Annotated in this window: 14 protein-coding genes; 5 read left to right on the top strand and 9 right to left on the bottom strand. The window is 73.6% G+C overall.

Annotated features, from left to right (window positions below; genetic code table 11):
* On the top strand, positions 1 to 738 hold the full coding sequence (locus ACGFI8_RS09615) for a GntR family transcriptional regulator (protein WP_392802325.1): 738 nt from the start codon (positions 1 to 3) through the stop codon (positions 736 to 738).
* On the opposite strand, the gene ACGFI8_RS09610 is transcribed toward ACGFI8_RS09615, so the two are convergent.
* From ACGFI8_RS09610 to mca, 4 genes are all read right to left on the bottom strand, one after another.
* Positions 718 to 1,353, bottom strand: a complete 636-nt coding sequence (locus ACGFI8_RS09610) for a hypothetical protein (RefSeq protein WP_392802323.1) — start codon at positions 1,351 to 1,353, stop codon at positions 718 to 720. The two genes, ACGFI8_RS09615 and ACGFI8_RS09610, sit on opposite strands and share 21 nt — an antisense overlap.
* Before the next feature lie 88 nt (positions 1,354 to 1,441).
* The gene (locus ACGFI8_RS09605; protein ID WP_392802321.1) at positions 1,442 to 3,928 is read right to left on the bottom strand and encodes a putative bifunctional diguanylate cyclase/phosphodiesterase; all 2,487 of its coding nucleotides are present in this window, start codon (positions 3,926 to 3,928) and stop codon (positions 1,442 to 1,444) included.
* Positions 3,929 to 4,151: 223 nt separating this feature from the next.
* A complete protein-coding gene (locus ACGFI8_RS09600) occupies positions 4,152 to 4,418 on the bottom strand; it encodes a hypothetical protein (protein WP_392802318.1) in 267 nt (88 codons plus the stop codon).
* 5 nt (positions 4,419 to 4,423) lie between these two features.
* Positions 4,424 to 5,293 carry a mycothiol conjugate amidase Mca gene (gene mca / locus ACGFI8_RS09595; protein WP_392802315.1) on the bottom strand — a complete coding sequence of 290 codons (870 nt, stop codon included), beginning with the start codon at positions 5,291 to 5,293 and terminating at the stop codon, positions 4,424 to 4,426.
* Between the two features lie 113 nt (positions 5,294 to 5,406).
* Between mca and ACGFI8_RS09590 the strand changes: the two genes are divergently transcribed.
* Together ACGFI8_RS09590 and greA are read left to right on the top strand one after the other, a co-directional pair.
* On the top strand, positions 5,407 to 5,835 hold the full coding sequence (locus ACGFI8_RS09590; protein WP_392802314.1) for a DUF4307 domain-containing protein: 429 nt from the start codon (positions 5,407 to 5,409) through the stop codon (positions 5,833 to 5,835).
* A 102-nt stretch (positions 5,836 to 5,937) separates the two neighbouring features.
* The gene (gene greA, locus ACGFI8_RS09585) at positions 5,938 to 6,438 is read left to right on the top strand and encodes a transcription elongation factor GreA (protein WP_392802311.1); all 501 of its coding nucleotides are present in this window, start codon (positions 5,938 to 5,940) and stop codon (positions 6,436 to 6,438) included.
* A 35-nt stretch (positions 6,439 to 6,473) separates the two neighbouring features.
* Here the strand turns inward: greA and ACGFI8_RS09580 are convergent, their stop codons facing one another.
* The 5 genes from ACGFI8_RS09580 to ACGFI8_RS09560 are packed head-to-tail and all read right to left on the bottom strand — an operon-like array spanning position 6,474 to position 12,111.
* On the bottom strand, positions 6,474 to 7,625 hold the full coding sequence (locus ACGFI8_RS09580) for a M48 family metalloprotease (protein ID WP_392802309.1): 1,152 nt from the start codon (positions 7,623 to 7,625) through the stop codon (positions 6,474 to 6,476).
* 14 nt (positions 7,626 to 7,639) lie between these two features.
* Positions 7,640 to 8,869, bottom strand: coding sequence for a threonine ammonia-lyase (ilvA, locus tag ACGFI8_RS09575; protein ID WP_392802307.1), 1,230 nt, complete (start codon positions 8,867 to 8,869; stop codon positions 7,640 to 7,642).
* Positions 8,866 to 9,543: a hypothetical protein gene (locus ACGFI8_RS09570; protein WP_392802305.1), complete on the bottom strand. Its 678-nt coding sequence runs from the start codon at positions 9,541 to 9,543 to the stop codon at positions 8,866 to 8,868. The genes ilvA and ACGFI8_RS09570 overlap by 4 nt, the downstream gene beginning before the upstream one ends.
* Positions 9,540 to 10,928 carry an amidase gene (locus ACGFI8_RS09565; RefSeq protein ID WP_392802302.1) on the bottom strand — a complete coding sequence of 463 codons (1,389 nt, stop codon included), beginning with the start codon at positions 10,926 to 10,928 and terminating at the stop codon, positions 9,540 to 9,542. Before ACGFI8_RS09565 ends, ACGFI8_RS09570 begins: the two co-directional genes overlap by 4 nt.
* 43 nt (positions 10,929 to 10,971) lie before the next feature.
* Positions 10,972 to 12,111 (bottom strand): cystathionine gamma-synthase, encoded by a 1,140-nt coding sequence (locus ACGFI8_RS09560; RefSeq protein ID WP_392802300.1) that lies wholly within the window; start codon positions 12,109 to 12,111, stop codon positions 10,972 to 10,974.
* Between the two features lie 34 nt (positions 12,112 to 12,145).
* Here ACGFI8_RS09560 and ACGFI8_RS09555 point away from each other — a divergent pair, with 34 nt between their 5' ends.
* Positions 12,146 to 12,562 (top strand): HIT family protein, encoded by a 417-nt coding sequence (locus tag ACGFI8_RS09555; protein WP_392802297.1) that lies wholly within the window; start codon positions 12,146 to 12,148, stop codon positions 12,560 to 12,562.
* 64 nt (positions 12,563 to 12,626) lie between these two features.
* A complete protein-coding gene (gene msrA, locus ACGFI8_RS09550; protein WP_392802295.1) occupies positions 12,627 to 13,298 on the top strand; it encodes a peptide-methionine (S)-S-oxide reductase MsrA in 672 nt (223 codons plus the stop codon).
* Positions 13,299 to 13,312 lie beyond the last annotated feature (14 nt).

Below are 13,312 nucleotides of genomic sequence, written 5' to 3'. Positions count from 1 at the left end.
TTGGTCCGCGACGGCGAGCCCCGCTACCGCGCCATCGCCGCCGACCTGGCCGCGAAGATCCACGCCGGCGACTACCCGGCCGGCTCCGCGCTGCCCGCGCAGCGGGAGCTCAGCAGCGCGTACGGCGTGACGCTCATGACCCTCCGCCAGGCGCTGCGGCAGCTCAGCGACGAGGGGTTGATCGTGCAGCAGGCGGGGCGGGGCACGTTCGTGTCGCCGCCCCACCTCGCGTATCGGCTGGGCTCGCTGCGCAGCCTCGCCGACGACCTGCGCGAGCAGGGGCACGCGGTGCGGACCGTGGTGGTGGCGGCCGGGCTCGCCGCGTCGGCGGAGTTCGGGTCGGGGGCGCTGCGGCTCGAGCGCGTGCGGGAATTCGCGGGCCGGCCCTCGGTACACCAGATTTCCTGGGTCTCCGCCCCGCACGGCGAGCGGCTCCTCGGCGTCGACTTCACCGCAGTCGCCCTCTACGCCGCGCTCGCCGACATCGGCGTGGCGGTGGCGCGCGCCTCTGAGACCGTCCGGCCCGCGCCGCTCGATCCGGTTTCGCAGGTGTACCTGCACAGGCCCGCCGGCACGCCGGTGTTCGTGAGCGAGCGGGTGACGTACGCGCTGGACGGCGCCGCGGTGGTCGCCGACCGCGCGGTGATCCTCGGCGACGCGATGGAGATCCGCGCCGAGCGGGCCGCGACCGGCCTGTCGATGACATGGTCCGCCGGGTCAGACGTGGCCGCGCAGTGACTCGTCGTACGTGATGGCCGCATCGCCGCCGAGCACGTCCTTGGCGGCCCGCTGAAACGCGGTCGCGTCGCTGCGCTTGCGCAGCTGGACGGCGACCTCGCCGCAGGGCGCTCCCCCGTCGAGCCGGTCGATCGCGCCGGCCGGCAGCAGCGCCACCGCGTCCGGACGCCCGGACGGCTTGGCGACGACGCCGACAACGCTGCCGGCCAGGCCGTGCCCGCCGCGGGTCAACGCGACCCGGTCGCCGAGGCGCAGCCCGCGCCCATCGACGGCGAGCAGCTCGGCGTCCTTGCCGGGGGCCCGCCCCTCCAGGAGCGCCGCGCCCTGCAGCGCCGCGCTGCGCACCGCGGTCGCCACCGTCGCGTGCGCCAGCGTCACCCCGACGGTGGCGACCCCGACGTCGCGCAGCGCCTGGTCGCACTCGACCACGGCGGCCTGCGGCAGCGCGGCGAGCCGCTCGATCTGCTTGGGCGTGAAGCGCCCGACGAGCCGCACGTCGGCCCCGCCGGGCAGATCGGCGAAGCGCTCGCTCCCGCCGAAGTGATCCAGTACCACGAACGCCGCGACCGCGGCCACGGCGAACCCGATCGCGCCGGTGAACCCCCGCCTGCTCACAAAGGGTGACGCTAAGGCAACACCGGCGCCGCGCCGTCGCATGCCGCCGGCGTGTCGGACTTTTCGGTTTTTTCGCCGGAAGGGGCGATCAGCCGGCGCCCTCGGCGCGCAGGTGGCGGCGTTGCACCTGGCGGCGTTCGCGCAGCACGGCCAGCAGGGCGTCCGGGGACATCGGCGGATAGAAGAGGAAGCCCTGCGCGGCCGAGCAGCCGAGCTCGCTCAACCGGGCCCGCTGCTCCGGATTCTCCACGCCCTCCGCGACCACCCGCAGGCCCAGCCGGCGCGCCAACTCCACCGTGGCCTGCACGATCGCGCCCGGCTTCGGCGCGTCCAGCATCTGCGCCACAAACTCGCGGTCGATCTTGACCTCCTGGACCGGCACGCGGGTGAGGACGGTGAACGCCGAGTAGCCGGTGCCGAAGTCGTCGACCGCGAGCTGGACGCCGAGGCGGCGCACGCGGGCCAGCACGTCGTCGATGACCGGAGAGCTGGAGAGCATGACGGTCTCGGTGATCTCGAGGACCAGCAGCTCGGCGGGGAGGCGGTGGCGGCCGAGCAGCTCGCCGATGGTCTCGGGCAGCTGCCGCTCGGCCAGGCTGCGCGCCGAGATGTTGACGGCCACCGGGACGGCCAGGCCGGCCCGGCGCCAGCCCGAGGCCAGGGTGATCGCGCGCTCCAGCACCCAGTGCGTGAGCGGGCCGATGAGCTCGCTCGCCTCGACGGCCGGTAGGAACTGGGCGGGCGAGAGCTTGCCGCGGCGCGGGTGCCGCCAGCGGATCAGCGCCTCGACGCCGGTGATCTGGCCGCCGGTGATGGAGGCGCCGGCCGGGCCGGCGAGCGCGACCGCGGGCTGCAGTTCGAGGGTGAGCTGCTCCAGGCCGGGCGCGTTGACGGCGAGGGCCTCGCGCAGCTCGGCCAGCAGGGCCAGGCGGTCGGTGCTGGCGTCGTCGCGCGTCGCGTCGTACCAGGCCACCGGCTGGCCGCCGTCCTTGGCCTGGTACATCGCGATGTCGGCCCGGCGCAGCAGCTCGGTCAGGTCGGCCGAGCCGGCCGCGGCGACCACGACGCCGATCGACGGCTCCTTGGACAGTGCGACGCCGTCGATGCGCATCGGGGCGGCGATCTGGGCGCCGAGCTTGCGGGCGCGCTCGACGGCGGCGGCGAGGGCCAGGTCGGCCTCGCCTGCGGCCAGGTCGGTGATGAGGATCGCGAACTCGTCGCCGCCGAGGCGGGCGTGCAGGTCCCCGGCGTTGCCGGCGTCCAGGACCCGGCGGGCGATCACCTTGAGCACCTCGTCGCCGGCGGTGTGCCCGAGGGCGTTGTTGACCTCCTTGAAGTCGTTGACGTCGAACAGCAGCAGGGCCACCGGGTCGCCGGGGGCGCGGGCGCCGAGCTGCAGGTCGCCGCGGGCGAGCAGGGCGGCGCGGTTGAACAGGCCGGTGAGCGGGTCGCGCACCGCGTCGTACGTGGTCCGCTCGCTCATCGCGCGCAGCTGGTCCTGGGTGATCGCGTCGTGCAGGGCGGCCGCGAGCGCGTCGCCGAACGTGGCGAGCATCAGGCGGTCGCGGGCGCGCCGCGGCTCGGGGCCGGCCAGGTGCAACTCGCCGACCGCGACCGCGCCGACGGTCAGCGGACGGGTGGTGACCGGGCCGGGCGGGAGCTCGCCGTAGCCGCGCCCGCCGGCGAGCACGATCCGGGCGGCCGGCACGCCGAACAGGCGCACGGCGCCGTTGACGCCGGCCTGCGCGGCGTCACGCTCGTCGAGGCGGTTGAGCTCGCGGGCGACCTCGGCGAACTCGGCCCAGGTGCGGCGCTCGTCGTCCTCGCCGAGCCGGTTGGCGTAGAACTGGTGCATCAGCCACAGCACCGGCGGCAGGAGCAGCAGCAGAAACCCGCTGGTGGCGCACGCCCAGACGATCACCAGGCCGGTCGCGACGTTGCCGACGAGCATCAGCGCGGTGCTGCCGAGCATCGTGCCGGCGACGGCGCGCGCGGTGCCGCCGCCGGTCACCACGAGGCGGACGGTGACGAGCGCGACGGTGGCCAGGTAGTAGACGGCGGCCGCAGCGACGAGCGCGGCGATCAGCGCCGGCGACAGCCCGTCGCCGGTGTCGCGACCCGGCGCGGCGCTCTCCACGACCGCGCCGAGCGCCGCGGCGACGGTGAGCCCGGCGACGCCGTAGAAGATCTCCCGGGCCGGCCGGGCGTGACCGGAGTGCCGGTCGGCGGCGTGCAGGGCCGCGTGTGCCGCGGCGAACCCGACGAGGGCGACCGGCGGCACGAGCGCGGGCGGCAGGCTCGCGCACAGCACCACGACGGCGGCCTCGCCCCAGGCCAGCCGGGCCAGCCCGCCGCCGGCCCGCACCCGCAGCCGGGCCAGCTGCGACACCATCGCCACGGCGGCACCGGTGAGCACGGCGACCGGCACGGCCGCCGGGCCGCCGATGCCGAACCGATTCAACGCGGCGCCGACGGTGCCCTCGGGCAGGCCGGAGGCGATCACGAGGGCGGCCGACACCGCCAGGGCGGCGGCGAGGACCAGCGCGGCGACCAGGCGGAGCGGCAGCGGTCTCATCGCCCGGCCGAATCGACCTGGGGCAATGACCCTGGGGGCAATGGCCCTGGGTGCCGGGCGGCCGATCGGGCGCGCGTCGGGGCGCTCACCATTTGCCCCCTTCCCTGGCCCACAGGGATGCGCGATCGGCGAAAACGCGCACCCCGAGAAGGCTAAGACACAACGGAAAGGGGCAACAGAGGTCAGTGATGCGTTTCTAACTCAGATCATCGGCCGGCAGTACTCAAACGGGCGTCGATTTGTCCAGCTGATCTGGGCCGGAGTCGGCACGATCCGCGCGGTCCGCGGGCTCCGGGCCGCCGGTCCGCCGCTCGGCGTCCCGGTCGGGGAATTCGGCCGGCAGACGGCGGATCCGCGCGGTCATGTTGCGGATCAAGAAAACCGTCACAATGCCGAGGAGCACGATGATGAGCAAGCCCATGGGGCCGGCCAGGCCCCCGGACCGGGTGTCGCCGAAGTTGTTCTCGGCAAGAACGGTCAACGCGCCCATGCCGTTCACCTTACGCCCGCGAAGAGATCGTCTTCGGGCGTGCTCGACTCGACGTGCGACTTGACCAGTTCGTAGTCCTCCGTCGGCCAGATCTTCTGCTGGATCGGCAGCGGTACGGCGAACCAGAACCCGTCGGGGTCGACCTGGGTGGCGTGCGCGCGCAGGGCGTCGTCGCGGACCTCGAAGAACTCGCCGCAGGGCACCCGCGTGGTGACCCGCTCGGCGGGGTCCGGCCGGTCCTGCTCGTCCCAGTTCTTCATCCACTCCGCATACGGCGACTCGCCCGTCGCCTCGAGCATCGCCTCGTGCAGCAGCTGGATGCGGGCGCGCGACCAGCCCATGTTGTAGTACAGCTTCAGGGGCTGCCACGGCTCGCCGCGGTCCGGGAAGCGGCTCGCGTCGCCGGCCGCCTCGAACGCCACCATGCTGACCTTGTGCGTCATGACGTGGTCGGGGTGCGGGTAGCCGCCCCGCTCGTCGTAGGTGGTGACCACGTGCGGGCGGAACTTGCGGATCAGCTCGACCAGCGGCCCCGCGGCCTCCTCGGGGTCGACCAGGCCGAAGCAGCCCTCGGGCAGCGGCGGCAGCGGGTCGCCCTCCGGGAAGCCGGAGTCGACGAAGCCCAGCCACTCCTGGCGGACGCCCAGGATCTCCCGCGCCCGGTCCATCTCGGCGCGGCGGATCTCGGCGATGTTCTCCCAGATCTCCGGCCGGTCCAGCTTCGGGTTGAGCACGCTGCCGCGCTCGCCGCCGGTGCAGGTGACGACGAGCACGTCGACGCCCTCGGCCGCGTATTTCGCCATGGCCGCCGCGCCCTTGCTCGACTCGTCGTCCGGGTGTGCGTGCACCGCCATCAATCGCAGCTGCTCGCTCACGAGCTCTCCCTCACGGTCTGTCCGGCCCCGTGGGCGGCCCCGCCGCGGGGGCGCCCCGGGTAACGACCCTATTGTGGTCGGTACCTCCGACAAAACGACGAGGACGCACGCCCATGACCGACCCGCGCAACGAGACGCACGCCACAACGAAGTACCCGCCCGGCCGATACGGCCGACGCCGGGAGCCGCAGCCACGCCGCCGCTGGCTGGTGTTCGCGCTGGCCGGGGTCGTCGCGCTGGCCGGGCTCGCGATCGCGTGGCAGCTGTATGCGCAGTACGGACCGCAGGACTACGAGCCGCAGGTCCAGCGCTTCTACAACGTGACCGACGACGGCGTCACCGTCGAGTTCGTGGTGCGCAAGGACCCGGACAAGCGCGCGACCTGCCGCGTCCGGGCCCGCTCGGCCAGCGGTCAGGAGGTCGGTCTGGCGCAGGTCGATGTGCCACCCGGCGCAGAGGCGTTCGTCACATATCGGCTCGCCACGAGTGCCCGGCCGGTCACGGCGGAGGTTCCGGCCTGCGGGCCGCTACAGTCGAGATGAAATGACCCGCCGGTGACGCCCCGGCGAATTCAAGTGGCCGCGGTGATGCGAGTCACTGGTACTTTGGTGGTTTGACCAAGCGTGCCCGTAAGGAGATCTTCAGTGTCGACCACCGACGGCGACCAGGCCACCACCTGGCTGTCGCAGGACGCCTATGACCGGTTGCAGGCCGAGCTCGACGAGCTCATCGCCAACCGTCCGGCGCTAGCCGCCGAGATCAACGCACGCCGCGAAGAGGGCGACCTGCGCGAGAACGGCGGCTACCACGCGGCGCGTGAGGAGCAGGGCAAGGCCGAGGGCCGCATCCTGTACCTGAAGGAGTTCCTCCGCAAGGCGGTCGTGGGCGACGCCCCGACCACCGACGCCGTCGCTCCCGGCACCGTCGTCACGATCCAGTTCGACGACGACGAGGACGACACCGAGAAGTTCCTGCTCGGCTCGCGCGAGATCGCCGCGACCACCGACCTGACCGTCTACAGCCCGGAGTCCGCGCTGGGTCAGGCGATCCTCGGCGCGAAGCGCGGCGACACCGTGACGTACACGGCCCCGAGCGGCGCCGCGATCAAGGTGAAGGTCATCGAGTTCGAGCCGTTCGCCGGCTGACCCGGCACCCGCGCCACGCCCGTCGGCGCGCCCCCTCACATCGACTTGAGGGTGCGCGCCGATCGTGCGTTGTGGGCCGCGAGCTCCGCGTCGATGCGGTCGTTCCGCGCGGCGTTCGCCACGACCGCGGCCGACTCGCCGGACCGGGCCTCGATCACCCGCGCACGCAGCCCGCTGGGCGGGTGCGAGTCGAACAGTGACACCCGGTCGAGCTCGGCGTCGCGCCGCCCCTCGATCGTGGGCCGCGCCTCGACGACCAGCTTCGCGATGGTCTCCGGCCACCCGGTGACCGGCTTGCCGGCCCGCGCCTCGCGCTTGACCAGCATGATCACGCTGTCGCTGAGCGTCAGCACATCCAACAGCTCGACCATGGCGGCCCGACCGGCCACGGCCGCCGCGACCTGGTCGGCCCGATACTCGGCTCGCTGCCCGTCGCGCAGCGCCAGCACGGCGAGCACCACTCGCGGGACGAAGAGCAGGCCGCGCAGGATCGCCTTGATCAGACTGAACAGCAGGCCGACCAGCCATCCGAGCAGGCCCGGCCCGCCGACCGTGCCCGACTGGCCGAGCGGCACCGGCTCGTGCGCCAGCATGCGCGTGAGCCGGGTCAGGGTGGTCAGCGCGGGCTGCACGAGCAGGCCCCGCCGCGGGTCGCCGTTGACGAAGTGGCCCAGCTCGTGGCCGAGCACGGCGACCCGCTGCTGCGCGGACAGCGCGTTCCACATCGGCAGCCCGACCACCAGTGCGGGGCGGCGGCGCAGACCGACCGCGAGGACCCCGATGTTGAAGACGTCATCCTCGACGGAAATCGCCGGGGCCGGGGCGCCCAGCTCGGCCGCCACCTGCCCCACCAGCCGATACAGCTCGGGCGCGGCGGCCGCAGGCACCTCGGTGGCAAACTTCGGCAGCCGGTCGAAACGCGGGCGCAGCTCCAGCGCCGTGCCGACCAGCACGACCGCGGGGACGAGCCCGAAGCCCGGGAACGACAGGCTGCCCACCCAGAGACCGGCGGCCAGCATGACCAGGATCATGAGGTACAACATCAGGCTCGAAACCACGAGCACGGCGGACCCGGCGGTGCCACCCGGACGTCCCTGCAGTTGCGCCTCGTAGGCGCCCACGGTGTGGCGCCGGGCCGACCGGTGCGCCCACCGGTCGAGCGGGCCCCAGCCGAAGTCTCCCGTCACAGCCGGAGATCTTCCTAGATGCCGAAGGTCACCGTATAGCCAGCCGAACGGAGAGCGCTGATCAGCCGATCGGAGTGCTCGGAGCCGCGGGTCTCCACGGACAGGCCGAGCTCGACCTCGCCGAGCTGCAGGCGCGGATCCTGGCGGCGGTGGGCGACGTCGACCACGTTGGCGCCCTGCTCGGCGATGGACGTCAGCAGCTTCGCCAGGTGGCCGGGGCGGTCGCCGCAGCGGACGGTGAAGGTGAGGTAGCGCCCCGCGGCGGCCAGGCCGTGCTCGATGACGCGGACCATGAGCATCGGATCGATGTTGCCGCCCGAGAGCACCGCCACGGCCGGCGTCTCGACCTGCACGACGCCGGCGAGCAGCGCGGCCACCCCGACACTGCCGGCCGGCTCGACGACCATCTTGCCCCGCTCCAGCAGCATGAGCAGCGCCCGGGAGATGTCCTCCTCGCTCACCGTGACGATGTCGTCGACGAGCTTGCCGACGTGCGCGAAGGTGAGGTCGCCGGGGCGGCCGACCGCGATGCCGTCGGCGATGGTGCCGAACGCTCCCAGCCGCACCGGGCGGCCCTCGCGCAGCGACGGCGGGAACGCGGCGGCGTCGGCCGCCTGCACGCCGATGACCCGCACGTCGGGGCGCAGCGCCTTGATCGCGACGGCGAGACCGGAGATGAGCCCGCCCCCGCCGACCCCGGCGATCACGGTCTTGACCTCGGGCACCTGCTCCAGCAACTCCAGGCCGATGGTTCCCTGCCCGGCGATGACGTCGGGGTGGTCGAAGGGGTGAATCAGCACGGCGCCGGTGCGCTCGGCGAACTCGTGCGCGGCGACGAGGGCCTCGTCGACGGTGGAACCGGCGAACTCGACGGCCGCGCCGTACCCCTTCGTCGCGGCGATCTTGGGCAGCGGCGCGCCGACCGGCATGAACACGGTGCTGGCGATGCCGAGCAGGGTGGCCGCGAGCGCGACCCCCTGCGCGTGGTTGCCGGCGCTGGCGGCCACGACGCCGCGCTCGCGCTCCGCCGCGCCGAGGCGGGCCAGCCGCACGTACGCGCCGCGCACCTTGAAGGATCCGGCGCGCTGCAGGTTTTCACACTTGAGCCACATCGGCCCGCCGAGTTTGGCGGTCAGTGGCCGGCAGGGCTCCACCGGGGTCAGGCGGGTCACGCCTGCCAGCAGTTGCCTTGCCGCTTCGACATCGGCAAGGGTCACGAGCTCCGACGGGACGGCGACGGTCATGACCTGATCGTGCCACCATCCCCGGGAATCGTCTGAGGCACCGGCGGCATCGCCGCGCCGCTTCCGGCCCAGTCCCGCAGCCGGGCCACCCGGCCGTACTGCGCGCTCGTCACCCGGGCGATCAGCAACAGCGCGACGACCGCGGCCGCCACGAACAGCGCCGCGGCCGGCAGGCGCAGCACGAGCTGGCGGCCGAACAGGTGCGCGGCGAGCGCGTCATCGACGCGCAGCCCGGCCGCGGCCTGCCGGCGCACGTCGGCGATCTCGGCCGCGTTGTCCAGGCCGGCCAGCCAGGCCACCAGCATCGCCGCGCACCCGGACAGCAGGGTCGCCCGCAGCAGCCAGGTCAGCACGGTCATCCGGCGGCGCAGCCCGGGCAAGGGCCCGACGCTGCCGTGGGTGATCCGGCGCGACGACACGCCGAACGCGGCCAGGTTGGACCGGGCCCGGGCGGCCCAGCCGCCGGCCGCCACGGCGGTCACCACGCCGGTGACGGCGAGCGCGGTCCAGGCCCCGATGCGGATCGTGGTGGCGAGCGCGGCGGACTCCGGCCCCGGGTGGTGCGCCGCCCAGAGATCGGCGAGCGGCAGGAACGCGATCGCGAGGTCGACCAGCGCGGTGGCGGCGACGCCGAGCATCGCGACGGTCGCCCAGCGCGAGATCGCCCTGATCATCGGCGCCGGGCCGCCATCCTCGGCCAGCCCGGCGCGTGCCGCCGCCAGGGCGCGGCCTGCTCGAGCTGGCCGGCGAGGGCGAGCAGCAGCAGCTCCGAGCCCGGCTGGCCGACCAGTTGCACGGCGACCGGCAGCCCGTCGTCGCGCACCCCGACCGGGATCACCAGGCCTGGGAAGCCGGCGAAGTTCCATGGCGCCGCGTACGGCGCGTAACGCGTGCTGGCCACCATGTTGGCCGCCCACGAGCGGGCCGACCAGCGGTCCGCGACCGGTGGCGCGCCGGCCAGCGCCGGGGTCACCAGCACGTCGTAGCCGCCGTCGTTGAACCAGTTGCGGCACCGCTCCCGCCAGGCTGCCCGGTCGGCCTCGCGGACCAGGCCTCGGCGCAGCGCCGCCTCGCCGAGCGTCACATGGCGCCGGGTGCGCGGCTGCAGCGCCTCGCGATCGAGGCCGGCGGCGTCGAGGCTCGCCGCGCCGAACCAGGTGGCGAGCACCCGGGCGGCTAGCGCCGGCGGGTACACCGGGTCGGCCCGCACCGCGCCGTGCCCGTGCGCCACCAGCAGCCGCGCGGCGTCGCTGAGCCCCTTGCGCGCGCCGGCGTCCGGGAACACGCCGGCGACCGGGCTGCGCAGCGAGACGGCGACGCGCAGCCGGCTCGGCGGGGTGAGGGCCCGCGGGGTGTGCCCGGCGAGCACCGCATACCCGAGATGCGCGTCGGCGACCGTGGTGGCCAGGATGCCGTTCTCGGCCAGGCCGTACCAGTCGTTGGCGCCGATCCCGGCCGGCACCGCGCCGCGGCCGGGCTTGAGCCCGACGATCCCGCAGCAGGCGGCGGGGATGCGGATCGAGCCGAGCCCGTCGTTGCCGTGGGCGATCGGCACGAGGCCGGCGGCGACCGCGGCGGCCGACCCGCCCGACGAGCCGCCGGGCGTGCGGTCGGTGCGCCACGGGTTGCGGGCGGTGCCGCCGGCGTCGTCGGTGGCCGCCCAGATGCCCAGCTCCGGCATCCGCGTCACGCCGACCACGACCGCGCCGGCGCCGCGCAGCCGCCGCACCACCTCGTGGTCGCGGTCCGCGACCGGCCGCCGGGCCGCGGTCGACCCGTTCCAGGTCGGCGCCCCGGCGACCTCGACGTTCTCCTTGACCGCGACCGGGACGCCGGCCAGGGCCAGGTTGCCCAGCGTGGGCTGGTCGTCGACGGTCTCCGCCTCGGCGATCGCCTCGGCGGCGCGCACCTCGCGGAACGCGCCGACGATGCGGTCGTACGCCCGGATGGAGTCGAGGTGGTCGGCCACGACGGCGGTTGCGGAGGTGTCGCCGCGCCGGACCGCGCGGGCGATCTCCCTGGCCGTGGCGCCTACCCAGGTGGTGGAGCGCTGCAGCATGCCGAACACCCTTCCGTACCCGTTGGCGGTGCGGTCAAGTGTGTCAACGAGCGAGCGCGTACTCCAGATCGGCCAGAAGATCGTCGATCGTCTCGATGCCGACCGACAGCCGGACGAGGTCGGCCGGCACCTCCAGCGGGCTGCCGGCGGCGCTCGCGTGGGTCATCCGGCCCGGGTGCTCGATCAGCGACTCGACGCCGCCGAGCGACTCCCCCAGGACGAACAGCCGGGCCCGGTTGCAGATCTCCACCGCGTGCTCCTCGCTGTGCGCGCGGAAGCTGACCATGCCGCCGAACCGCTTCATCTGCTTGGCGGCGGTCTGGTGGCCCGGGTGTTCCGGCAGGCCCGGGTACAGCACCTGGGCCACCGCCTTGTTGCGCTGCAGGAACTCGACGACCTTCTCGGCGTTGTCGCAGTGGCGGTCCATGCGCACGCCGAGCGTCTTGATCCCGCGCAGGGTGAGCCAGGCGTCGAACGGGCCGTTGATCGCGCCCATCGCGTTCTGGTGGTAGGCCAGCTCGCCGAGCAGGTGTTCGTCGGTGCCGACGAGCGCGCCGCCGACGACGTCGGAGTGGCCGCCGAGGTACTTCGTGGTCGAGTGCACGACTAGGTCCGCGCCCAGGTGCAGGGGCTGCTGCAGGTACGGCGAGGCGAACGTGTTGTCCACCACGAGCAGCGCGCCGCGGTCGTGCGCGACCTGGGCCAGGGCGGCGATGTCGGCGATGCCGAGCAGCGGGTTGGTGGGCGTCTCGACCCACACGATCCGGGTGCGATCGGTGATCGCGGCGCGCACCGCGTCGACGCTGTGGATCGACGCGGCGGTCCAGTTCAGGCCCCAGCGTTCGGCGACCTTGGAGAACAGCCGGTAGGTGCCGCCGTAGGCGTCGTCCGGGATGACGACGTGGTCGCCGGGGCGGCACACGGTGCGCAGCAGGGTGTCCTCGGCGGCGAGGCCGGAGGCGAAGGTCAGCGCGCGGCGGCCGCCCTCGATCGCGGCGAGGCACTCCTGCAGGGCGTCGCGGGTCGGGTTGGCGGTGCGGCTGTACTCGTACCCCAGCCGCGGGCTGCCGACGGCGTCCTGCGCGTAGGTGCTGGTCTGGAAGATCGGCGGCACGACCGCGCCGGTGGCCGGGTCCGGCTCCTGGCCGGCGTGGATGGCGAGCGTCTCGAAGCCGTGGTTCATGAGGTCGACCCTAACGGCGGCTAATCTGGCGATCGTGTCGGACTGCCTGTTCTGCTCGATCGCGTCGGGCGACACGCCCGGCTTCGTGGTGGCGTCGACCCCGACCGCCGCCGCGTTCCTCGACATCCGGCCCGTCTTCAAGGGCCACGTGCTCGTCGTGCCGAAGGCGCACGTCGTCACCCTGACGGACCTCGACCCGGCCGAGATCCCGGCGTACTTCGGGTTCGTCCAGCGCATCGCCCGCGCGGTCGAGACCGGCCTGTCGGCGGGCGGCTCGTTCGTGGCGATCAACAACCGCGTCTCGCAGAGCGTCGCCCACCTTCACACGCACGTCGTGCCCCGCACCAAGGGCGACGGGCTCAAGGGCTTCTTCTGGCCGCGCACGAAATACGAGTCCGACCAGGAGGCGTTGTCCTACGCGGAGAAGATCTCGGCCGTAATGACCTCATAAGGCATCGCGGCCGATGTCGCGGCAAACTTGAGTCAGAGCACCTCAAGTTTTGAAGGAGCGGATCGTGTTCCTGCGGTACACCAAGCAGCTTGACCTGCCGACCGCCGAGTCGGCCATCCCTGGGCGCGACACCGAGATGCCCGTCGCCGCGAAGCACACCGTCCTCGGCACCCCGCTGCGCGGCCCCTGGCCGGCCGGGCTGGAGGTCGCCTACTTCGGCATGGGTTGTTTCTGGGGCGCGGAGCGCATCTTCTGGCGCATCCCCGGCGTGTACTCGACCGCGGTCGGATACCAGGGCGGCTTCACGAAGAACCCGACGTACGAGGAGACTTGCTCCGGCCGGACGGGCCACACCGAGGCGGTGCAGGTGGTCTACGACCCGGCGAAGGTGTCGTACGAGCAGTTGCTGAAGGCGTTCTGGGAGAACCACGACCCGACCCAGGGCATGCGCCAGGGCAACGACGTCGGCACGCAGTACCGCTCGGCGATCTACACCACCACCCCGGCGCAGGCCGCGGCGGCCGCCGCGTCGCGCGAGGCCTTCGCCCCGGTGGTGCGCGCCGCGGGCCGCGGCGAGATCACCACGGAGATCGCCCCGGCCGGCCCGTTCTACTACGCCGAGGACTACCACCAGCAGTACCTGTCGGACTCGAAAAATCCGGGCGGCTATTGCAACCACGGCCCCAACGGCATGACCTGCCCGATCGGGGTGGCCCGGGTACCGGACCACCACTAGCCTGGCTGCGTGCC

Origin of the sequence: Dactylosporangium sp. NPDC048998 (assembly GCF_043197855.1) — a bacterium.
In the GTDB taxonomy this organism is placed as follows: domain Bacteria; phylum Actinomycetota; class Actinomycetes; order Mycobacteriales; family Micromonosporaceae; genus Dactylosporangium.
Note: the sequence above shows the minus strand (reverse complement) of the source record. Positions and strands in the feature narration are given on the sequence as shown.

Excerpts from the sequence above, each read along its gene's own strand:
- ACGFI8_RS09590 (WP_392802314.1), top strand. The coding sequence starts at position 5,407 with ATGACCGACCCGCGCAACGAGACGCACGCCACAACGAAGTACCCGCCC.
- ilvA (WP_392802307.1), bottom strand. The coding sequence starts at position 8,869 with ATGACCGTCGCCGTCCCGTCGGAGCTCGTGACCCTTGCCGATGTCGAA.
- ACGFI8_RS09605 (WP_392802321.1), bottom strand. The coding sequence starts at position 3,928 with ATGAGACCGCTGCCGCTCCGCCTGGTCGCCGCGCTGGTCCTCGCCGCC.
- ACGFI8_RS09560 (WP_392802300.1), bottom strand. The coding sequence starts at position 12,111 with ATGAACCACGGCTTCGAGACGCTCGCCATCCACGCCGGCCAGGAGCCG.
- ACGFI8_RS09600 (WP_392802318.1), bottom strand. The coding sequence starts at position 4,418 with ATGGGCGCGTTGACCGTTCTTGCCGAGAACAACTTCGGCGACACCCGG.
- ACGFI8_RS09570 (WP_392802305.1), bottom strand. The coding sequence starts at position 9,543 with ATGATCAGGGCGATCTCGCGCTGGGCGACCGTCGCGATGCTCGGCGTC.
- ACGFI8_RS09565 (WP_392802302.1), bottom strand. The coding sequence starts at position 10,928 with ATGCTGCAGCGCTCCACCACCTGGGTAGGCGCCACGGCCAGGGAGATC.